This window comes from Pseudomonas sp. E1MeOHC2, assembly GCF_058745025.1.
In genome coordinates this window covers 1,175,968-1,196,605 of the sequence record NZ_CP196675.1, presented here as the reverse complement: position 1 = coordinate 1,196,605, position 20,638 = coordinate 1,175,968, and the positions used below count along the sequence as shown (strand labels likewise).

Here is a 20,638-nt window from a genome sequence, read left to right as displayed (position 1 = left end):
CTGTTGAGGCCTGGGCCGTTTACTCGTCGTCCGCAGTACCGTCTGCCCGCCAGTAGGCCGCTGCTTTCAAGGCATCTTCCGGCACGCCTTTGTCCAGCAACAACGCCTTGGCCTGGCGAGTCAGGGCTTTCTCCAGCGCCACCCAACCGTACAGCTTGCCTTGCGGCAAGGTCAGGTTCTTCAGCAGGGCGAGCACGTCCTCTTCCTGGCGCCTTACCCAGATCACATCCACCTGCGCCTTGCTCGGCAGTGGCTGGCGCTCCTGTTCGTCTTCGATCTGGATCACCGCCAGCACCTGGCGGCCCGCAGGCAGTTCTTCAAGGCGCCGGCCGATGGCGGGGATGGCGGTCTCGTCGCCAATCAGCAGGTAACTGTCGAAGATGTCCGGCACCACCAGCGAGGCCCTGGGGCCGGCGATGTTCAGGTGCTGGCCTGGGGTGGCCTGGGCAGCCCAGGTGGAGGCAGGGCCATCACCGTGCAGGACGAAGTCGATGTCCAGCTCAAGGGCCACCAGGTCGATGCGCCGTGGCGTGTATTCGCGCATGGTGGGCCGTGCGCCACCGTCACGGCCCAGGTTACGGGCCTCGATGGCCTGCTGTTGCTCTGGGGTTTCGGCGAACAGCAGTTTGACGTGGTCGTCACTGCCGACGCTGGTGAAGCCCGCCAGCTCCGCACCACCCAACGTGATACGACGCATGCGTGGGGTCAGGTCGGTGACGCGCAGCACGTCAAGGCGGCGTTGGCGGATTTCGTGATTGACGCGGTGGATGGTGTCACTCATGGGTGTTCTCCGTAACGGGGGCGGCCGGCCCGGAGGCGATGGCCTTGGCAGTGTTGTTGAGCAGGTCGCGAACCCGCTCGATTTCTTCCGGTGTCCAGCGCCCGCTGTGCATATGCAGTGCATGGCGCAGGTTGCCGACTGCTTCATGGATCTCGGGTGGGCGGTCGTGGCCGCGCAGTGCGCGCTTGCTGACTTCAATGCGCATGCGCACGCCGTCAAGGGCGACGGCCTGTTCGGCCAGGGCGTTGCGGCCGGCATCGGTGATGACGTAAAGGCGTTTGCTGCCTTGGGTCTGGCCGCTGATCAGCTCGGCCTCCTCAAGGAAGTTGAGGGTGGGGTAGATAACGCCAGGGCTAGGGCTGTAGCTGCCGTCGAAGAGGTTTTCGATCTGGCGGATCAGGTCATAGCCGTGGCCAGCTTGCTCGGCCAGCAAGGCCAGCATCAGCAGCTTCAGATCGCCCGGGGCGAAGACGCGTGGGCCGCGTTCGCCGCGGCCGGGGCGACGTTCGAAAGGGTCGTGGGGTGAATGCTCGCGCATGATCATGGGCTCCGTCTTGTGCGATATATCTTAAGATATTACTCAAGATATATCTAAAGACAAGCCCTTTAATGCGGATGATTATCATCTAAATGTTGGATGAGTCCGATCCGTGCATCGCTACCTGGGGTGGTTTGCACTCATTTGGATTGCCAGGTTGCAGGTACGGCATGAGGATCGGCGCCATGCCCTTGAGCACCTGAACGGGCAACGCCGAGGTAAATTTGAAGGCTTCCGCCGTGCGCCCCGGCACGAACGCAGTCAATGTGCCGAAGTGGTTATCCCCCAGGAAGAACACGAACGTGGCGGTACGGTTCAGCGAGCGCGAGCCGATCAGCCGGCCGCCCGCCCCGAAGCTTTCGATGCGGTTGTCGCCGGTACCGGTCTTGCCGCCCATCACCAGCGGTGTGCCGTCCTGCAGCTTGAAACTGCCGGAAATACGCCGGGCGGTACCCGCATCGACCACTTGCGACATGGCCCCTTTCAGGGCCCGCGCGACCTCAACCGGAAGGATGCGTTGGCCGCGGTCCGGGTCACTCACCAGCTTGGTCTCGTAGGGCGTGTTGTCGGCGAAATGCAGGGTGTCGATGCGCAAGGTTGGCAGGCGCACGCCGTCGTTCTGGATAATGCCGACCAGTTCGGAGAGGGCGGCCGGGCGGTCGCCCGAGCTGCCGATGGCGGTGGCCAGTGACGGCACCAGGTGGTCGAACGGATAGCCCACGCGCTTCCAGCGTTGGTGGATGTCGAGGAACGCTTCGATCTCGACCATGGTGCGAATGCGGCTGTCGCGCGCGCCCTGGTGGCGGCTCTTGAACAGCCAGCCATACACCTCCTGGCGTTCGAAGCGGCTGGCATTGACCATTTCGGTCAGCGACGAGCTCGGGTGCTTGAGCAGGTAGCCGAGCAACCACAGGTCCAGTGGGTGGACCTTGGCGATGTAACCTTGGTCAGGCAAGTCGTACTTGCCCGGGCCGTAGGCGTCGTACATTTCCGACAGGCGACCGTCGGTGAGTTTGCCCAGGGCGATCTTGTCGTCCTTGCTGTGCGCGCGCACGAACGCGTTGAAGGTTTCCTGGCCCGCTTCGGGGAACAGGTAACGGTGCACCGCCGCCAGGCGCTGTGGGGTCACGCGCATGCTGTCGAGGAAGGTATCCAGGCGTTGTTGCGAGGTCTTGCGCTGGTACTTCTTCCAGAACCGCATCAGGTAGTTGGTGCCTTCCTTGTCAGCGAACCGGGCCAGGTATTCCTGGCGGCGTGGGTCGGCGTCGTCCTTGAGCAGCGGTACCCGATTGAACGGCTGTTGGTAGGTCACGTAGCGCACCACGTCGCGCATCAGGCGGATAAACGGCAGGTTGATCGACTCGCGCAGGGCAATTTTCAGTGTCGGGTTGCGGCTGTTGTCTTCTTTGCGGAAGTTGTTGAACACGTGCATGCCGCCGCCGGTGAAGAAGGCTTCGCCGGTGTTGGCCGAATATTTGCGTTCCAGCGCGGCGTCGAGCATGGCATCGAGGTTCTGGTCCTTGCTGTTTTGCGTCAGCCATTCCAGCGACCACTGGGTGAGGCGGTCCAGTTCGGCTACCTCGACCTTTTTCAGTTCGGCGGCGGGCTTGCCGGCGTATTTGTCGTGCAGTTCGGCAATGATTTCAAGGTAAGTGGTGAGCACCCGCAGCTTGGCGGTCGAGCCCAGCTCCAGCTTGCTGCCTTCGTTGATGTCAAACGGCTGGTCGGTGCTGTCGGTCTGCACTCGCACCCGCGAACCGTCCGCCGTGCGCTCGATCAGCGTGAAGCTGTAGCGCACCTGGTCGGTGGTCTTGCTGGTCAGCAGGCGCTCGCCGATCAGGCCGATCTGTGCGGCAAATTCAGGGTCGGAGAGGTTTTTCAGGTACTGGCTGACCTGCATCTGCAGGTCGGCCTGCAAGGTGCTGGTGGCCGACAAGTCGAGGCGATCGAGGTCGTACAGTGGGCGGTTGAGCATGGCCGCCAGGCGATTACGGGCCAGGCTGATGCCTTTGTTGGTGATGATCGGGACGATGGTCGGTTGTGCCACCCAGTCGCGATACACCGCCTTGCTGGCCAGCGCCGCGTCGGCCAGTGGCTGGTCGATGACCTTGTTGGCGGCCAGTACGCGAACGTGCGAATCGGTGAGCTCGGCCAGTTCGACGCGGCCTTTGGACAGGTAATGCGAGGGGCGGCGCTGGGCGATCATCAGCGACAGCACCTGGCGCAGTGCCAGGCCGCGCGCGGCCATGCTTTCGGGGTCGCTGGCGGTCGAGATCAAGGCCTGGTTGACCTGATCGAAATCGGCGCCGTACCACACCCGCAAGCCCTCAGCCATGCCATGCACTTCGCCGTGGCCGGGCACCGCCGAGAGCGGCACGCTGTTGAGGTAGTCGCGCACGATGCGCTGACGGGCCTCGGTGGTGTCCGGGCCGCCCTGGTAGGCGCGCACGCTGGCGGAAATCATCTGCCGAATCTTCTCGGCACCGGACACGGTCAGGCCATCCGGCGAGTGGCGGTACTTCTCCAGTTGCGTCGCCAGGGTACTGCCGCCCGCCGACTGGCCGGGCAGGGCAAAGTACTTGGCCACCTGGCTGTAGGCGGCCTTGGCGAAGCGCGGCCAATCCACCGCCGGGTTGTTGCGCGGGTCCTTGGTATCGAGCAGGTCGCGGTTCTCGATATACAACAGGCTGTTGACCATCACCGGCGGGATCGCTGCAAAGTCCGGGTACAGGTGCTGCGGGTAGTTGTACTGGTAGAGCGTGTCGCCACGGCAGTCGGTGATCGACAGGCCAGCCTGGATCTTCTCGATGTAGGGGGCGAACAGGCCGTGATCGACGTAGTCCATCAACGCTGGCGAGAACTGCACTTGTTCACTGATCAGGTAGTCGCGTTTGAGCAGCCGCGGCAGGAATTCACCTAGCGCGCTGTAGCCCAAACGTTTGTCGAACGGGCCCTCACCGGGGTAGACGATGGCATCGCTGGGGCCCGGCTGCAGCGAGTAGGTCAGGGTGGTGGCGAGCTTGCTGAATTCCCGCGATTGCAGGTTGGAGGTGCGGAACTCGTCATAGGCGGCAAAACCCAGGGCAATGAGGGCCACCAGCAGGATGAGGATGATCAGCCGCCACCAGAGCCGACGCTGACGTGGGGACTTTGCAGGTGGCGTCTCGGCCGGAGGGGTTGCGGGTGCTTCCGTTCTGGTTGGTTCCGATTGCCACAGTGCGCCCATAGTCTTCTATCCGGCCAGGTATTTTCGTCTTGCTTGTCTGAAGCTTAGACGTTGACCGGGTTAGGTGAAAAATTTGTAGGAGGGCGAGAAAACTGGCGTAGGGATATGCGGCTTTGGTGTGGGTTTCGGGGTAAGGCGATGTTGTTAAGGTGGCAGCATGTGTCTGGCGCTGTTCGCAGCCTCAGAACCCTACACGGGATGAAATTTGCCCGAGATTTCTCGCCAAATTTCCCCGTTTATACAGTGAAAATCCCTACAGGGAGCTTCCTATACTGCTCGCCCCCTTCGCCCTGTCGGACGCTCTACTCCGGCACACGGGCCGGCCCACGAGGCCTGCCCGGCAAGCCAACGCCCCGCCTATCGGCTCGGCTGGTGCTGCACGAAGGCCAAATCCAATAACAAAATGAGGTTGTATTGCTATGCCCGTCGGCAACCACCCTGCCCATGCCGAGACCGCCCAGGGCGGCCCTCTGAAGCGTGAACTTGGCGAACGGCACATCCGTCTGATGGCGCTGGGCGCCTGTATCGGTGTCGGTCTCTTCCTCGGTTCGGCCAAAGCCATCGAAATGGCCGGCCCTGCCATCATGCTTTCCTACATCATCGGCGGCCTGGCCATTCTGGTGATCATGCGTGCCCTCGGCGAAATGGCCGTGCACAACCCAGTAGCGGGCTCCTTCAGCCGTTATGCCCAGGACTACCTTGGCCCGTTGGCGGGCTTTCTTACCGGCTGGAACTACTGGTTCCTGTGGCTGGTGACCTGCGTGGCAGAAATCACCGCGGTGGCCATTTACATGGGCATCTGGTTCCCCGACGTACCGCGCTGGATCTGGGCCCTGGCGGCGCTGGGCAGCATGGGCGCGGTCAACCTGGTCGCGGTCAAGGCGTTCGGTGAGTTCGAGTTCTGGTTCGCCCTGATCAAGATCGTCACCATCATCGCCATGGTCTTGGGCGGCATCGGCATCATTGCCTTCGGCCTCGGCAACGACGGCGTGGCCATGGGTGTCTCCAACCTGTGGAGCAACGGCGGCTTCATGCCTAACGGCGTGACGGGCGTGCTGATGTCACTGCAGATGGTGATGTTCGCCTACCTGGGCGTGGAAATGATCGGCCTCACTGCCGGTGAAGCGCGCAACCCGCAGAAAACCATCCCGCAGGCCATCGGCTCGGTGTTCTGGCGCATCCTGCTGTTCTACGTGGGCGCACTGTTCGTGATCCTGTCGATCTACCCGTGGAACGAAATCGGCAGCCAGGGCAGCCCGTTCGTGATGACCTTCGAGCGCCTTGGTATCAAGACCGCAGCCGGTATCATCAACTTCGTGGTCATCACTGCGGCGTTGTCGTCGTGCAACGGCGGCATCTTCAGTACCGGGCGCATGCTTTACAGCCTGGCGCAAAATGGCCAGGCCCCGGCAGCCTTTGCCCGTACCTCGAAAAACGGTGTACCGCGCAATGCCTTGCTGCTGTCGATCGGCGCGCTGTTGCTGGGTGTGCTGGCCAACTACCTGGTACCGGAAAAAGTGTTCGTCTGGGTGACGTCTATCGCCACCTTCGGCGCGATCTGGACCTGGGTGATGATCCTGCTGGCGCAGCTCAAATTCCGCGCAGGGCTGTCGACTGCCGAGCGCAAGGCGCTGAAATACCGCATGTGGCTGTGGCCGCTGAGTTCCTACCTGGCACTGGCCTTCCTGGTGCTGGTGGTGGGGCTGATGGCGTACTTCGAAGACACCCGCGTGGCGCTGTACATCGGCCCGGCGTTCCTGGCGCTGCTGACCGTGTTGTATTACGCATTGCGTCTGGCGCCGAAAGAAGCACACGGTGCGATCAGTACCGCCTCCTGAGCCAACACGCCTGGAGCTGTAAAACGGCTCCAGGCGTTGCTGCGCTGTCACGCGCGTTCGTGGTGGCGCAGCAAACCTTCGGCCAACACCATCAGGCTCACCCCCAGCAGTGCGAGGTCCTTGATGAGGAAGCTGCCGTAGCCATTCAACCAGGGGAAACCGCCTGAGGCTTCTTCCCAGATAGGCATGGTGAGCAGGGTCGACAAGGTGGTGATGAACGTCAGCGTGCACAAGGCTCCGCCTGCAACGGCGGCCCTGGTTGACCATCGTGAGGCAATCAGCAGCACAGCGGCCAGAATTTCCACCACGCCCAGCAGATAGGACGTTCCGGCTTCGCCGAACACCGCGTACAACCACGCCAGCCATGGCGTCTGGCTGATCAGCGGTTTGAGTGCCTCAACTTCAATGGCAGTGAACTTGAGCAAGCCGATCATCAACATGGGCATGACCACGCCAAGCACTGCGATGTTCTTGCCGAGGATGAGCAGTTTCTGGTGATGAGAGGAACACGTTGTGGAAGCGCTTGAATCAACGGATGTGGGCACGATGCATACTCCTGAATGAGAGGCATCGAGCTTGTCTGCCGACGATTAACGAGCACTTAATCCATACGTAGGACCTGGCTCAGGGTGTTGTAGGAGGTTTCTCGATTTTTGATACACCTGCTTTTTGCGTGTGAACATCACACTTCGTCAGGGTTATCCAGATAGGGAGCATGGGTTTGAAGGATCTGCAGGTGAAGACTCAGTGGGATCGCCCCATCTGCTGAAATGCCGGTAAACGTTTCATACTGTGCAGGGTGTCTACGCCCTCCGACGTTGAGCTGGAGTCTGCGCGTACGCACACTCAGGGGCTTGCCTGTGGATCTTGCTATCAGATGACAAGTGAGCCGCGAATCAGGTTGGACCGGCAGTTCGGGCGTGCCGCCAAGCCACTGAATGCTGAACAGTTCTCGATGCTCGTTTTCTTGCGTCGAAAAAGCGCCAATAAAGCCGTCCTTGAAACCTAGCGTCGACCGGTAACAGCGAGCACTGCGGACAAACAGTTTGTAGCCATGTTCGGTGTACCTGAAATACAGCCGCAAGGGCGTCACACTTCGCGGCTCGGCAAGGTAACCCAACATATGGCCTAGCCTGGATACTTGTACGCCTACCCACGAAAAAGCAGGATTGGGGTCCAGTGGAACCACATCGTGCAATTCAGAAAAAAAGCCCAGCGTGCCGGTCTCGGCAGTCAGTTGGGCGATGAATGAGCGTTCCCGGTCTGTTTGGGTCATGTTGCATCATCCTCAAGGGTGGTTGGGTGTACCCGTGAGGATGATCGCGATCCGGGATAGGGCTGAGGTGCTAGTTATTTACCCCGGTCACGGTTTGCTGAACATGGGCTTGGTTACGCTGCCGCCTCTGTGTTCGGCTCGAAGCTGTCCGCCCTGGCCAGCTGCCACATGCGCGAATAGAACTGCCCATTCACCTCACCGGTCAGCAACTCGCCCGGCTTGAGGAACACATGCATCTGCGAGAACAGCTTGATTTCGGTGGCCGAGACGCGCCGCACCAGGTGCTTGGCCTCCAGTTGCGCGGGGTGCTCCAGGCCTGCCGCTGCCAGCATTTCGGCCAGGGCGCGCAGCGTGTTGTGGTGGAAGTTCAACACCCGCTGGGCCTTGTCCGGCACCACCAGTGCACGTTGGCGCAAGGGGTCTTGCGTGGCCACGCCGGTCGGGCACTTGTTGGTGTGGCAGCTTTGCGACTGGATGCAACCAATGGCGAACATGAAGCCGCGCGCCGAGTTGGCCCAGTCGGCGCCGATGGCCAGCACGCTGGCGATGTCGAAGGCGCTGACGATCTTGCCGCTGGCGCCGAGCTTGATCTTGTCGCGCAGGTTCAGGCCTACCAGGGTGTTGTGCACGAACAACAAGCCTTCGCGCAGCGGTACGCCAATGTGGTCGGTGAACTCCACCGGTGCTGCCCCGGTGCCGCCTTCCTTGCCATCGACGACGATGAAATCGGGCAGGATGCCGGTTTCCAGCATCGCCTTGGCGATGCCCATGAACTCCCACGGGTGGCCCAGGCAGAACTTGAAGCCCACCGGCTTGCCGTCCGACAGCTCACGAAGCTGGGCGATGAACTGCATCATCTCAATGGGGGTGGAGAAGGCGCTGTGGCGCGACGGCGAGATGCAGTCTTCGCCCATGAGGATGCCGCGGGTTTCGGCAATCTCCTGGGTCACCTTGTGTTTGGGCAGGATGCCGCCATGGCCAGGTTTGGCGCCTTGGCTCATCTTGATTTCGATCATGCGCACCTGCGGGCTGCGTGCCTGGGCGGCGAAGCGCTCGGGGTCGAAGCGCCCGTCAGGCGTGCGGCAACCGAAGTAGCCGCTGCCCAGCTCCCAGACCAGGTCGCCACCGTGTTCACGGTGGTAAGGGCTGATGCTGCCTTCCCCGGTGTCATGGTGGAAGTTGCCCAGTTTGGCACCTTGGTTGAGGGCGCGGATGGCGTTGGCGCTGAGCGAGCCGAAGCTCATGGCGGAAATGTTGAAGATCGACGCCGAATACGGCTGGCGGCACTGCGGCCCGCCGACGATGATGCGAAAGCTCGCCGGGTCGGTCAGCGGTGCCGGGCGCATGGAGTGGCCGATGAATTCGAAGCCGGACTCATACACGTCGATCAGGGTACCGAAGGGTTTGTCCGAGGCCTCGTTCTTGGCCCGGGCATAGACCAGCGAGCGCTGGGCACGCGAGAAGGGCAGGGCGTCGCTGTCGGCTTCGAGCAGATACTGGCGGATTTCCGGGCGAATGGCCTCGACCAGATAACGGATGTTGCCAAGGATCGGATAGTTGCGGCGCACGGCGTGACGCTTTTGCAGCAAGTCGAACACGCCGACCAGGCTGAGCACGGCTGTGGTCAGGGTGAAAGGCCACAACCACTCGTGGTGAGTGAACGGCAGGCTTGCCAGGGTGAACAGTACACAGGCGGCGAAGAAGGCGTAGCGGCTGAGAAGTGACAGGCTCATACAGGGTCCTTGCGATGGCGCGGTCAGGCTCAGGGCCTGGGGCAAACCCCGACCATAGCCCGGTTGCGCGGTGCTGAAAATGAAATTCGGGGTATCGAAAATCATTCGTAAAGGCTGGGGCGGGTAGGCGGCGGGTAGGCAAGGGGCCGTTCGTCTGTCAGAGGGTCGGTTGCCTGAAGCACGACCTCATGTGATCCTTGCGCGCCCCGCCCCTTGAGAATTCAGACATGCCCAACATCATCCGCATCGCCGCCGCCCTGCTCATCGACCCTGAAGGCCGCACCCTGTTGGTGCGCAAGCGTGGCACCCAGGCCTTCATGCAGCCTGGCGGCAAGATCGACGCGGGGGAGTCGCCGGTAGCAGCACTGGTGCGTGAACTGCATGAAGAGCTCGGCCTGCACATCGACCCGGCCCAGGCCATCCACCTGGGCCGGTTCAGTGCCCCGGCTGCCAACGAGCCGGGCTTTGAGGTGCAGGCTGAGCTGTACCGTGTCGACAGCGCAGAGGCGGTAGCCCCGGCGGCGGAAATCGAAGAGGTGATCTGGCTGGCGGCTGACCAGGCGCCTGCGCTTGAGCTGGCGCCGCTGACTCGCGACCTGATCCTGCCCTTGTACCGCCAGGCCGTCAGCGTACCGCGCTGACCCCGTCGAGGGTGGCGAACGAGGTGTCCTTGGCGGTCAGCAGGAAGTCGCGCATGTACGGCGCATCGAGCATGTCGGTGCGCACCGCCGCGTAGAGCGTGGCGAACAGGCCTTTTTCGCCCAGGCGTTTGCCCTTCACATAGCCGCGTGAGCTGTACTCGTGCAGCGCCCAGTGGGGCATGCCACACACGCCCCGGCCGCTGGCCACCAGTTGCATCATCATCACCGTCAGCTCCGAGGTGCGTACGGCGGCCGGCTCGATGTCGGCGGGTTCCAGGAAGCGGGTGAAGATATCCAGACGGTCGCGTTCTACTGGGTAGGTGATCAGGGTCTGGTCGAGCAGGTCCTGGGGCACGATGTACGGTTTGCTGGCCAGCGGGTGCTGGTTGGCAACGGCGAGCATCGCCTCGTAGGTGAACAGCGGTACGTAGGTGATGCCGGCAAGGTCCAGTGGGTCGGAGGTGACCACCAGGTCCAGGTCGCCGCGGGCCAAGGCGGGCAGCGGAGCGAACGCGAAGCCGGAGGCCAGGTCCAGCTCCACCTCTGGCCAGGCATCGCGGAACTGGTCGATGGTCGGCATCAGCCACTGGAAGCAACTGTGGCACTCGATGGCCATGTGCAGGCGCCCGGCGGTGCCGCCGGCCAGCCGTGCGATGTCACGTTCGGCGCCGCGCAGCAGCGGCAAAGTGGCATCGGCCAGTTGTAGCAGGCGCAGCCCGGCGCTGGTGAAGCGGATCGGTTTGCTCTTGCGCACGAACAGCGGCAGGCCAAGGCGTTCTTCAAGTTCCTTGAACTGGTGCGACAGCGCCGACTGGGTCAGGTGCAGGCGCTCGGCAGCCTCCACCAGGCTGTCGGCCTCGCGCAGGGCATGAAGGGTTTTCAGGTGACGGATTTCGAGCACAACGACTTCCCATGAGGAATATTGGAGATAACGCAATTATCGTTGAGTTTGGCTCAAGTTGACTTGGCTGTCGATCAGGGTTTTGTGTGAGGCCACCTGGGCGGAGAAGCCCCCGCCCAGGTGTGCTGCTACAGGCGGGCAAAGTGCTTGTTGGCGATCTGGCGTGACACAGGCCCACGCCAGATCGCGTCATGCTCAGGCTGACCCTGTTGCCATTGCTGGCCGTGATAGCGATCTACGGCACGTTTGAGGTGCGCTGCGCTGAACTGCTCGAAGGGGGTCTCCAGGCCCCGGTAGTGAAAGTGAACGTACCACAGCACGGGCGAGCCGTTGGGGCGGGTATCCAGCACCTCGTACTCTTGCAGGTAGTCGCGTTCATTAAGCCTCTGGCGCGTGCCCACGCGGCGTATCTCGACCTGCTGCTGTTCAATCAGGTAGCTCAAGTGGGCCTCATTGGGCTGAGCACCTTGTTTGACCTGTTCAATCCGCAGGGTCCGGCCTTCGTTGCGCAGGGTACTGGCTTCGGCGCGCAGGCGGGCCGGCTCGGTCGCAGTCGGTTGCAACTGATGCAATCGGTTGGCGTAACGCTCAAGGTCCTCGGCCTTGATGGTCATCATGTGTTCGACGTCCACGGGCAGCATGCCTTGGCGCTGGTAGCGCTGGATCTGGTGGCGGTAGGCGGGTAGATCGGATAACGCCTGGTTGGCTACCTGCTTGAGGTCTTGCAGTTCATGGGGACGTGCGGGCCGGTTGGTTGGCAGTTGGCGCCAACGTTCACCGTCGGCCGAGAAGCGGTTGAGCACAGTGCCGTCATCCCTGTGAATGATAATTTGCGCGGGATGGGCTGTGGTTGCAGGCTGATAGTCGCCGACATGCCAATGCCCGGTGGTGTCGAGGAATAACCTCGGGCTGCGCGAGGCCCCACCGGTTACTGGCTGCCGTGGCAAGCGCCTGAGTTGGGTGTCCGATATCGCCATGAGCGCATCCAGATTGTCGTAGAGCCGCTTGAGGTACGCCTCGTCGAACAGCGCCGGGAAGCTTGCATGGGTGCTTTGCAAGCGTCGCTTGTACTGCCCGTGGACGGTACGAGCCTGTTCATAGATGGCCCGCCTTTGCTGGGCGTTGACGGAAACCTCCTGCAGGCCAACCAGCGTATTACGGCTACGGTGGATGCTGTCTTCAAACTCGATGAGACCCTCAAGAAGGTATTCAGCCACCACTGTTGCAGCGTTATGGCGTAATGCAGCTGTCATCAGGTGGAAGGTGTCGAAGAATGACTTGAAGTCTTTGTTCAGGTGCTGCTGGTATCCCTCAACGGACCTCTGTAGCGTCGGGTCGCGTTCGGCCCTTGGGAACCATGTGTCCAGTTCATCCATCTCCTTGAACATCTCATCCCGCTCCTTGAGGTGCTGGACGGCTTTCTGTCGCCATTGCTGCAACAGCGGCAACCGCTCGGCCAACCCCTCCCTCAGCAACATCGCTGCGTGCAACTGGGCCATTTCCACCAGGCGGGCGCGAGCGCGAATCGCCCGCTGTTCGATCACATTGATCAACCGCTCGCAGATCAGTTTGGCCGAACGGGCTTTTTGCGTTTTCGGCGTTACTTGATCCCTGCGCACGCTGATTTTCAGGAGTTCGTCCCAGGACTGGTAGCTTTGCTTGGCCAGCCTGATGTCGTTGAGAAAGTGCGCTTCCAGTTGTGCAGAGGAGGCGGAGCGCTCGGTAAGTGCATTGCTGCGCTTTAGCGATGCGATCACATTCGCTTCGTCTGCAAAGGCCTTGTCGGTTATCCGGCGTTGCTGGCGATACTGTTGGTCGACCAGAAAACGTGGCAGTTGGTCACGTATCGCAGCGGGCCAGTAAGGGTTCAGCTGATCGGCCAGCCGCCCGAAGATTTGTCCGCCACCTGATCCACCGCCCCGCAGGTGAACGCCATACAGCGCGAAGTGGGTGTCCCACAGGCCGTTCTCATCCAGCGCGATGGCACGTTTCCATGTCTTGCTTGCAGAGCCCTTCAGGCGCCAAGTATGAGCGGTTGAATCCCATTCCACCTGATATGGCTGATGTTCGATCAGGACGAAATCGCCCTCAGCATGCCGGTAAACGCCTTGGTAACGCCCCTGCGCACCCGGTGACATGCCATCCAGGGTGATCGCCTGAGGGTGTTCATACCCGGCAAAACGTCTGGCGCGTTGAAGGGCATCAGCCTCCACTTGCAGGCGCTGGGGCGTCGTTCTGCGAAACGTACGTAGCTGGCGCTGACGCGTCAGCTGACGCAGAGTGAGCACATTGACGCCGACGCCGGTCGCGACATCCGTCGCCGCGTCGATGACCGCCAGCAAGACATCATTGAGGGCTTCGAGCCCTTCGATAATCTTGCTTTGGGTAAAGGCGTTGACCGCTCGTGCCGCAGAATCGAAAAAGTCATAAATCCCGATCGCGGTGCCAAGAAAGGGCACCAGGCCCAGCACGATCTTCAGGTACGTAAAGATCATGGTGCTCTGCTGGGTGAAGTTTTCCAGCCACAACTCGTCATTTGAGCGTGTCGTAGCCCGATGCGCTCGTATGACGCGGCCCATCTGCGCTTTTAACAGGTGCTCGGGCAGGGAGGTAGTTGCTGGCCAGGCGCCGCCGATGCCAATCATGCCCGAGTAAGCGTTGGTATGAGCTTGCCGTATACGGCTGCTGTGCGCGCGCGGATCGCCGAGTAGAGCGCGACCTGCGAGGTAGTCGGCCTCACCCGCTTGTTTACTGCGTTCGTACAGGCTGAGCCTGGCGGCCTCTAGGCTTGCGTATTGGGTCAGGGGAGTGGTGGAGTGTTCGGGCAGATACAGCAGCGTGATGCCAGATGTGCGGTCCTCTATGAAGGTGATGCCTGAAAGGGCAGCCGGGCGGTCTTCGGTGTCCGGGCCGCCTGCGGTCAGCATCGCGGCCAGCAGCTGGATGTCGTGTCCTTGTGCCTGATAGGCGGCACGGGAGCTTGCCGCTATGGCGATCTCCAGGATGGCAAGGCCTTGGGTGTCCAGTGTGCCCTTCCCACGCAGCAACAGGCCCTGCATGCGCAGCATTGATGCATAAGGCGCAGTCAGGCACTCGCGGCGAAACTCGGCAACGAAGGGGCTATCGTTCAGCCCTTGATACGCGGCGAGAATCTGCGTTTCGTAGGCCTTTGCGAGGTCAAGGTCTTTGGTCAGCGTCTCCAGATACTGTCGTGTGACCCCGGTTGTCATGCTGTGTAGCAGTGAAGCGTCGTTTGTCGCCAGTTGCAGTTTCAGGTAGTTCAGCCGCCTGCCCATGGTTTCGTCGATGTTTTCCAGCAACAGCGTTTCAAGGCTCAGCGTTTCACGCTCTCGGCTGGGCCGGTAGACTTTTTTTGTCACTGATCCTGGGGTTCCCCCCGTAACGATTTCGGTGACCAGGTCGACCCTGAGGGGCACGTCCAGGCCGATATAGCAGTTGTCGTAGCCAGGGAAGTCTTGTTTCAGGCGTTGCCTGATGAGGGGGCGGCAGAATGCCTGGCAGTCCAGCAGGTCTTTGCTCAGCAGGGCTTCTGATCGCTTTACTGCTTCGATGTATTGAGGAACGATACGGCCAAGTGCCTGGCACGTGGCGAGCGGTAGTTTGCTCAGGCGTGTGGCGCTTGCAGTGGCCAGGCTCACTACCTGATGCTGCTCACGCACAAGGTCAAGTGCCACTTCTCGCGCCGTATGGCGAGGGGGCTGCAGACGTTGTTGGAGCACTTCCTTTAGGCGTGGCAGTTCGGTGGCTAGCGCATCCAGACCTTGGTCATTTTGTATCTGCTGCTTTTCTGCGCGCACGCCTATAAGCGTGGCGTTAAGCACTTGGGTAAGTACATCGCCTTTGATTTGCCGCAGTTCCACTGACTGGTGCTCGGCGGTCGCACCGAGGCAGGTTGCAAGGGCCAGATGGTTTTCGCAGAGCAGCAGCCCGCCCTGTGTACCAGGCCAGTACAGCAAGAACGGACCATCGGCTGTGGCAGCCAATGTTGCTTGGGAGGTGACCAGCAGGATTTGGCGCAGTGATTCTTCACCCGCGCTGTCGCCGAATTCGGCATGGGCTTGCTGCTTGATCAACGGATAGGCGGCGACCACATCGCTGCCTGCTTGAGGAAAAAGCTCACCTTGATCCAGCATGCGCTCAATGGCGTTCAGCTGTGCTGTTGTAATCTGCCCCAGCAGTCGCTGAGCCTGTGCATGAATGCGCAGGCTCTGACGGTGGGCGTCGATCAAGGCAGGGTTGATGGGCGGTACAACAGCGCCCGAGTGCCAGCGTGGCGATTGCAACAGGGCATTGATTGCTTGCCTGGCGTGTTCGCCTTGTACCTGCAAGTCAGTTTCAAGCTGCTCCAACTGCTTGGCGTCGGTATCGCTCAAGGCCTCTATCAGCTGCATCTGGATGTCGACCTGACGTGAGCCTGCGAGGCTCGAAACTTCAGCACCCAAGCTGCCCATGTCGAACAGCGATAGCGGCGCAGCAGCGTCACTGGCCTCTGGCAGCAGGTCGGCCGGGTTGGCGAAGACTATTTGCGGGGTGGCGAGCGTTGCTTGATGCTCGGTTTCAAGCAGGTCATCGAGTAGAGCGCCAAGCCCGTCTGCCACGTCGTCTAGCGGGCGATAACGGATCGCTTCGGTGCTCGTCGGCAGGTGATGCTCCAGTTCTACGCGCGTGGCATGGCTGCTGAAGGCCGCAGCACGTCCGGGCAGATACAACACCAGCGCCTCTTCGTCTTGGATGCTGAATACCAAAGCACCTGAGCCGCAAGCGGGTGATTCAATCAGAATCTGTTTGCCATCGATCTTCTTCCATTCAGGGTCGTCGAGCACACCAGTGACAGGCCGCAACTGCACGTCGGTCAGTTCATTGGCGGCCAGTGACAAGGTCAGCGCCGAATCGAAATAGCCAACGTACTGAGCCCGGGCATGGTGCTGGCGGCTTAACGAAGTGCCCTCGGCCCTGCCTTGCCAATAGGTCGCCCACTGTTGGCCTGTGGCTGCAGGCCTTGGCGCCGCGTTGAGCAGCTCATGGAGCGTTGCCCGCGTGCGCTTGCAGCGGCTTATTGCGGCAAGTGTCGAGCGTGTCAGCGGTAGCTGGCGTGCGGGTATGAGCGGGGTGGTGATAACGGAGGGCAGGTCGTCGGTCATTGGGCTTCCCGTGATGCAAGCAAGGCCGTAAGTGGTATCGCTATTAGAGGAGGCACCCTGAAAGCACGTGCGGTAGATAACTAGTGCCTGTACCGCTGGGCGAGGTTCATGAAATTGTCATTGAACTGTGGCAGCGCGCTTGAATGGTTTTCATCAAACTCGCGCTCTACTGGGGATCTGCATTCTGGTGTTTCTTTCATGCGGGCTTTTTTGCTGTTTTTCTTCTTTCTTGTCAGTGTGCCGGCAAGCTTCGCCGATCAGCGTTGTGACGTGCACGCGGCGGTTCAACGGGCGGACCTGGGGGGCTTGAGCCTGGTTTACCAGAGCGTCGGTGCGCCGCGAGACCCTGCATTGCTGCTGGTCATGGGCCTGGGAGGGCAACTGATCCACTGGCCGGACGATGTGGTCGAGGCTTTGTGCCGCCAGGGTTTTCGGGTCATTCGCTATGACAACCGCGATGTCGGTCTGTCGCGCTGGAACCAGCCGCCACCCTCGGCCAACCTGACGCTTGAGCTGCTGCGCTACAAGCTCGGCCTGCCGGTTGCCGCGCCCTACACGCTCACCGACATGGCGGGTGACGGGCTGGGGCTGATGGACGCACTGGGTATACGTCAGTTTCATGTGCTGGGTGTCAGCATGGGCGGGATGATCGCACAGCATCTGGCGGCCATGGCGCCGGAACGGGTGCGTAGCCTGACGCTGGTGATGTCCAGCTCTGGCGCGGCAGGCCTGCCGGCACCGGACCCTGCGCTGGTGCAGTTGCTGGCACGGCGCAGTGCGCCGAATCGCGAGGTGGCCATCGAACAGCAGGCCGACCTGCTGGCGGCACTGGGCAGCCCACAGGTACGTGACGATCGGGCCGCTTTGTTGCAACAGGCCGCAGTGGCCTATGACCGGGCGTTCAACCCCGATGGCGCCAAGCGCCAGATCATGGCGATTCTCGCCGAGCCAAGCCGGGTGGAGTTGCTTAATCAGTTGCGCGTACCGACCCTGGTGGTGCATGGCACGGCCGACCCGTTGTTGCCGGTGATGCATGGGGTGCACCTGGCGGCGCATATCCAGGGCAGCCAGCTGCGCTTGATACCGGGCCTGGCGCATCGCTTCCAGGAACCGTTCAAGGGGCCGTTGCTGGGGGCGGTGCTGCCGTATCTGCAGTCACATCGGCAGGATGTCACGCATATCGCAGGTCTGTGAGATTTGCGTTGGCTTCTTCGCGGGCAAGCCCGCTCCCACAGGATAGCGACGCCGACTTTTCACCCCAGCCCGTACTTTTTCACTTTGTCGAACAGCGTGGTCTTGGCCATGCCCAGTTCCTGGCTGGCCTGGCTGAGGTTGCCGCCGGTGCGTTGCAAGGCATCGCTGAGCAGGTTGCGCTCAAAGGCCTCCACTGCCTCGGAAAAGCCCAGCCCTTGGCTGGCACCGCCACTGGGGCCCTTCTTGAAGGCGGGCAGGCCCAAGGCATAGCGCTCGGCAACGTTGCGCAGTTCACGCACGTTACCCGGCCAATCGTGGGCCATCAAACGCGACAGGGTCTGGCTGTCGAGCGTTGGCGTTTCACGGTCGAAACGCAGGGCCGATTGCTGCAGGAAGTGCTCGAACAGCTGCAGGATGTCTTCGCGGCGTTCGCGCAGTGGCGGCAACTCCAGCGTTACGACGTTCAGCCGGTAGTACAGGTCGCTGCGAAACTGCCCGTTCTGGCCCATGGCATCGAGGTCGGCCTTGGTCGCGGCGATCACCCGGCAATCCACTGCAATGCTCTGGTTCGAGCCCAGCCGTTCCAGGGTGCGCTCCTGTAATACGCGCAGCAGTTTGATCTGCAGATTGATCGGCATGCTCTCGACCTCGTCGAGGAACAGCGTGCCACCGTTGGCGTGCTCGATCTTGCCGATGCGGCGTTTGCCCGCACCGGTGAAGGCGTTGGCCTCGTGGCCGAAGATCTCGCTCTCGAACAGGTTCTCGGGCAGGCCGCCGCAGTTCAGTGCCACGAAGGGCTGCCCTTGGCGGCGGCTGAAGTCGTGCAGGCAACGGGCGACCAGCTCTTTGCCGGTACCGGTCTCGCCTTCGATCAGTACGTTGGCTGAGGTGTCGGCCACGTTGGCGATCAACTCACGCAGATGCTCCATGCCGGCCGAGCGGCCAATGATGCGACCCTCCAGGCTGCTCTGTTCGGCCAGTTGGCGGCGCAGGGCAACCACCTCTCGGGACAGGCCGCGATGCTCCAAGGCCCGGCGCACCACGTCGACCAGACGCTCTGGCGAGAAGGGTTTCTCCATGAAGTCGTAGGCGCCATTGCGCATCGCGCCGACCGCCATGTCGATATCGCCGTGGCCGGTGATCAGCACCACCGGCAGGCTGCGGTCACGTGCCTTGAGGCGGGTGAGCAGCTCAAGGCCATCGATGCCCGGCAAGCGGATATCGCTCACGACGATGCCGGCGAAGTCGTCGCCGATGCGTTCCAGGGCCAGCTCGGCGCTGCCGACACCTTCGCAGGCGATGTCTTCCAGGGCCAGCGCCTGCTGGCAGCCGAGCAGCACATGCGGGTCGTCTTCGACAATCAGGACGGTGAGAGGCGCTTGGTTCATGAGTGCTCTGCCGATTCGCTAGGGGGGGATACCAGGGGCAGGACAAGCACAAAGGCCGTGCCGCCACTGACAGGATGCTCGACGTTCAGGCTGCCCCTGGCGGCGGCGGCGAGGCTCGCCGACAGGGTCAGGCCCAGGCCCAGGCCGTGTTCGCCCGGTTTGGTGGTGAAGAAGGGCTCGAACAGGTGCTTGCGCGCCTCGGCGTCGATGCCATGGCCATTGTCGCGGACCCGCAGACGATACTTGTCGCCCTGCAGTTCGCCTTCGAGCCATAGCTCTGGCAGGGGCTGGGTGGCCATGGCGTCGAGGGCGTTGCCGATCAGGTTGACCAGTATCTGCTCCAGGCGGGTCTGGTCGATGGCCAGGTGCTGGTCTTCGAATTCGTTGTGCAACTGCAAATGGCAGCTGCTGATGCGGTTAGCCAGCACCTGCAAGGAGGCTTCCACGGCCTTGGCCAGCGACGCCTGGCCACTGTCGTCGCCGCGGCGGGCGAATGATCGCAGGCTGGCGGTGATACGGCCCATGCGATCGATCAGGTCGTTCATGGTGCGCAGGTTGGTGCTGGCGGTTTCCAGCGCGCCGCGTTCGAGGAAGCGCACGGTGTTGCCCGACAGTGTGCGCAGCGCGGCCAGGGGCTGGTTGAGTTCGTGGGCGATGCTCGTGGACATCTGCCCAATGGCGGCCAGCTTGCCCGCCTGCACCAGCTCATCCTGGGCGTGGCGCAGGGTCTGCTCGGCATGCCGGCGCTCGCGGATCTGCCCCTTGAGCCGCTCGTTGCTGGCGCGCAGGTCGGCGGTGCGTTCGGTGATACGCCGTTCGAGCTGGCTGTTGGCTTCCTGCAGCGCCTCGCGCGCGGCCAGGCGGGTGGCGATGACCTTGCGGCGTTCATTCCAGGCGATACCCAGAATCGCCAGCAGGGCGAATGCCACCCCAACGAGGATGCCTTGCACCATGGATTCGCGGCGCAGGTCCTGCAACGGGGTCAGCAGGGTGAAGTTCCACGGGGTATCGACCAGGCGACGGGTTTGGGCCAGGTAGGTCACTTCATGCGCCTTGCCTTGAGCCGTTTCGCTGTTGGCCGGGAAGGTCAGTTTCTCGACGCCATCGGCCAGGGTTTCCCGGGCCAGCGGCTGCAGCTCGTTCAACGGCCACCAGTAATACTGCAGGCTGCGCGCCAGGCGCTCCTTGATTTGCGGGGTTAGCGGGCGCACCGACTTCAGGCGTCGCGCCGGGTCGCTGGAGAGGATGATGATGCCATTTTCGTCGCTGACGAAGGCTTCCAGACGGGCACGCTGCCAGCGCTCCTCAAGGGTGTCCAGGCGCACCTTGATCACCGCCACGCCTATGATCTTGCCGTGTTCTTCCAGCCCGTGGGCCAAGTAGTAGCCGGCCTCGCCGGTGGTGCTGCCGATGCCGTAGAAGCGCCCGGGTTCGCCGCGCACGGCAGTCTGGAAATAGGCCCGGAACGACAGGTCTTCGCCAAGGAACGAATCGGCATCGCGCCAGTTGCTGGTGGCCTGCACCCGGCCATTGGTGTCGAGGACGAAGATTGCCCGGCTGCGGCTGCGTCGGTTGAGGCCTTCGAGGTATTCGTTGACGACCTGGCGGGAGCCGCCATCAGCGTCGGTAAGCAGGTGCGAAACGCTGTCTTCAAGCTCCAGCAGGCTGGGCAGGTAGGTGTATTTGCTGATCTCGCTCTCGACCGTGCGCGCGTGCAGCTCCAGTTGACGTTCGCCGTTTTCGCTCAGGTTGCGGATGCCATTGCTTTCGCTGACCAGGTAACCGGCCATGCCGAGGCCGACCATCAGCAGGATGATCAGGGGGGGAAGCAGCAATTGACGGATCAGGCGGGAATTCACGGCAGGTCTGGCAGGGAGCGGTAGAGAAGGGTCGCATTTCATCACAGTGGCCTTGTCACGACCAGCATCCGCTGCCCGATGGGGGCGGGCAGAGGATGCTG

At 62.0% G+C, this 20,638-nt stretch carries 13 protein-coding genes; 3 read left to right on the top strand and 10 right to left on the bottom strand.

The features are described from left to right. Positions 1–19: 19 nt before the first annotated feature. The 3 genes from ACSSU5_RS05250 to ACSSU5_RS05240 all read right to left on the bottom strand — a co-directional run bounded on the left by ACSSU5_RS05250 (position 20) and on the right by ACSSU5_RS05240 (position 4,545). A complete protein-coding gene (locus ACSSU5_RS05250; RefSeq protein ID WP_492560744.1) occupies positions 20–781 on the bottom strand; it encodes a siderophore-interacting protein in 762 nt (253 codons plus the stop codon). After that, a complete protein-coding gene (locus ACSSU5_RS05245; RefSeq protein WP_264311843.1) occupies positions 774–1,319 on the bottom strand; it encodes a PadR family transcriptional regulator in 546 nt (181 codons plus the stop codon). Before ACSSU5_RS05245 ends, ACSSU5_RS05250 begins: the two co-directional genes overlap by 8 nt. A gap of 88 nt (positions 1,320–1,407) precedes the next feature. Next, on the bottom strand, positions 1,408–4,545 hold the full coding sequence (locus tag ACSSU5_RS05240) for a transglycosylase domain-containing protein (RefSeq protein ID WP_492560743.1): 3,138 nt from the start codon (positions 4,543–4,545) through the stop codon (positions 1,408–1,410). Between the two features lie 419 nt (positions 4,546–4,964). On the opposite strand from ACSSU5_RS05240, the gene ACSSU5_RS05235 reads away from it, so the two are divergent. Then, positions 4,965–6,383: an amino acid permease gene (locus tag ACSSU5_RS05235; protein WP_492560742.1), complete on the top strand. Its 1,419-nt coding sequence runs from the start codon at positions 4,965–4,967 to the stop codon at positions 6,381–6,383. A gap of 47 nt (positions 6,384–6,430) precedes the next feature. Here ACSSU5_RS05235 and ACSSU5_RS05230 read toward each other — a convergent pair whose 3' ends face one another. From ACSSU5_RS05230 to ACSSU5_RS05220, 3 genes are all read right to left on the bottom strand, one after another. Next, positions 6,431–6,928 carry a YkgB family protein gene (locus ACSSU5_RS05230; protein WP_492560741.1) on the bottom strand — a complete coding sequence of 166 codons (498 nt, stop codon included), beginning with the start codon at positions 6,926–6,928 and terminating at the stop codon, positions 6,431–6,433. Between the two features lie 137 nt (positions 6,929–7,065). Further along, positions 7,066–7,659 carry a hypothetical protein gene (locus ACSSU5_RS05225; protein WP_492560740.1) on the bottom strand — a complete coding sequence of 198 codons (594 nt, stop codon included), beginning with the start codon at positions 7,657–7,659 and terminating at the stop codon, positions 7,066–7,068. 113 nt (positions 7,660–7,772) lie between these two features. Continuing rightward, the gene (locus tag ACSSU5_RS05220; protein ID WP_264311848.1) at positions 7,773–9,392 is read right to left on the bottom strand and encodes an FMN-binding glutamate synthase family protein; all 1,620 of its coding nucleotides are present in this window, start codon (positions 9,390–9,392) and stop codon (positions 7,773–7,775) included. A gap of 227 nt (positions 9,393–9,619) precedes the next feature. On the opposite strand from ACSSU5_RS05220, the gene ACSSU5_RS05215 reads away from it, so the two are divergent. Beyond that, complete coding sequence (locus ACSSU5_RS05215; RefSeq protein ID WP_492560739.1) at positions 9,620–10,033, top strand: NUDIX hydrolase; 414 nt, start codon at positions 9,620–9,622, stop codon at positions 10,031–10,033. On the opposite strand, the gene metR is transcribed toward ACSSU5_RS05215, so the two are convergent. Continuing rightward, positions 10,017–10,934: a transcriptional regulator MetR gene (gene metR, locus ACSSU5_RS05210; protein ID WP_264311850.1), complete on the bottom strand. Its 918-nt coding sequence runs from the start codon at positions 10,932–10,934 to the stop codon at positions 10,017–10,019. The genes ACSSU5_RS05215 and metR overlap by 17 nt on opposite strands. Positions 10,935–11,062: 128 nt before the next feature. Continuing rightward, positions 11,063–15,832 (bottom strand): dermonecrotic toxin domain-containing protein, encoded by a 4,770-nt coding sequence (locus ACSSU5_RS05205; RefSeq protein ID WP_492560738.1) that lies wholly within the window; start codon positions 15,830–15,832, stop codon positions 11,063–11,065. A gap of 462 nt (positions 15,833–16,294) precedes the next feature. Here ACSSU5_RS05205 and ACSSU5_RS05200 point away from each other — a divergent pair, with 462 nt between their 5' ends. Then, entirely contained in the window at positions 16,295–17,290 is a 996-nt protein-coding gene (locus tag ACSSU5_RS05200; protein ID WP_492560737.1) for an alpha/beta fold hydrolase, read from the top strand. 59 nt (positions 17,291–17,349) lie between these two features. Here ACSSU5_RS05200 and aauR read toward each other — a convergent pair whose 3' ends face one another. After that, on the bottom strand, positions 17,350–18,678 hold the full coding sequence (gene aauR, locus ACSSU5_RS05195; RefSeq protein WP_264311854.1) for a two-component response regulator AauR: 1,329 nt from the start codon (positions 18,676–18,678) through the stop codon (positions 17,350–17,352). After that, positions 18,675–20,579, bottom strand: coding sequence for a two-component sensor histidine kinase AauS (aauS, locus tag ACSSU5_RS05190; protein ID WP_492560736.1), 1,905 nt, complete (start codon positions 20,577–20,579; stop codon positions 18,675–18,677). The genes aauR and aauS overlap by 4 nt, the downstream gene beginning before the upstream one ends. Between the last annotated feature and the right edge of the window lie 59 nt (positions 20,580–20,638).

Bases quoted from the DNA above. Each gene is read 5' to 3' on its own strand.
- ACSSU5_RS05250 (WP_492560744.1), bottom strand. From the start codon at position 781: ATGAGTGACACCATCCACCGCGTCAATCACGAAATCCGCCAACGCCGC.
- ACSSU5_RS05245 (WP_264311843.1), bottom strand. From the start codon at position 1,319: ATGCGCGAGCATTCACCCCACGACCCTTTCGAACGTCGCCCCGGCCGC.
- ACSSU5_RS05240 (WP_492560743.1), bottom strand. From the start codon at position 4,545: ATGGGCGCACTGTGGCAATCGGAACCAACCAGAACGGAAGCACCCGCA.
- ACSSU5_RS05235 (WP_492560742.1), top strand. From the start codon at position 4,965: ATGCCCGTCGGCAACCACCCTGCCCATGCCGAGACCGCCCAGGGCGGC.
- ACSSU5_RS05225 (WP_492560740.1), bottom strand. From the start codon at position 7,659: ATGACCCAAACAGACCGGGAACGCTCATTCATCGCCCAACTGACTGCC.
- ACSSU5_RS05220 (WP_264311848.1), bottom strand. From the start codon at position 9,392: ATGAGCCTGTCACTTCTCAGCCGCTACGCCTTCTTCGCCGCCTGTGTA.
- ACSSU5_RS05215 (WP_492560739.1), top strand. From the start codon at position 9,620: ATGCCCAACATCATCCGCATCGCCGCCGCCCTGCTCATCGACCCTGAA.
- ACSSU5_RS05200 (WP_492560737.1), top strand. From the start codon at position 16,295: ATGCGGGCTTTTTTGCTGTTTTTCTTCTTTCTTGTCAGTGTGCCGGCA.
- aauR (WP_264311854.1), bottom strand. From the start codon at position 18,678: ATGAACCAAGCGCCTCTCACCGTCCTGATTGTCGAAGACGACCCGCAT.
- aauS (WP_492560736.1), bottom strand. From the start codon at position 20,579: ATGAAATGCGACCCTTCTCTACCGCTCCCTGCCAGACCTGCCGTGAAT.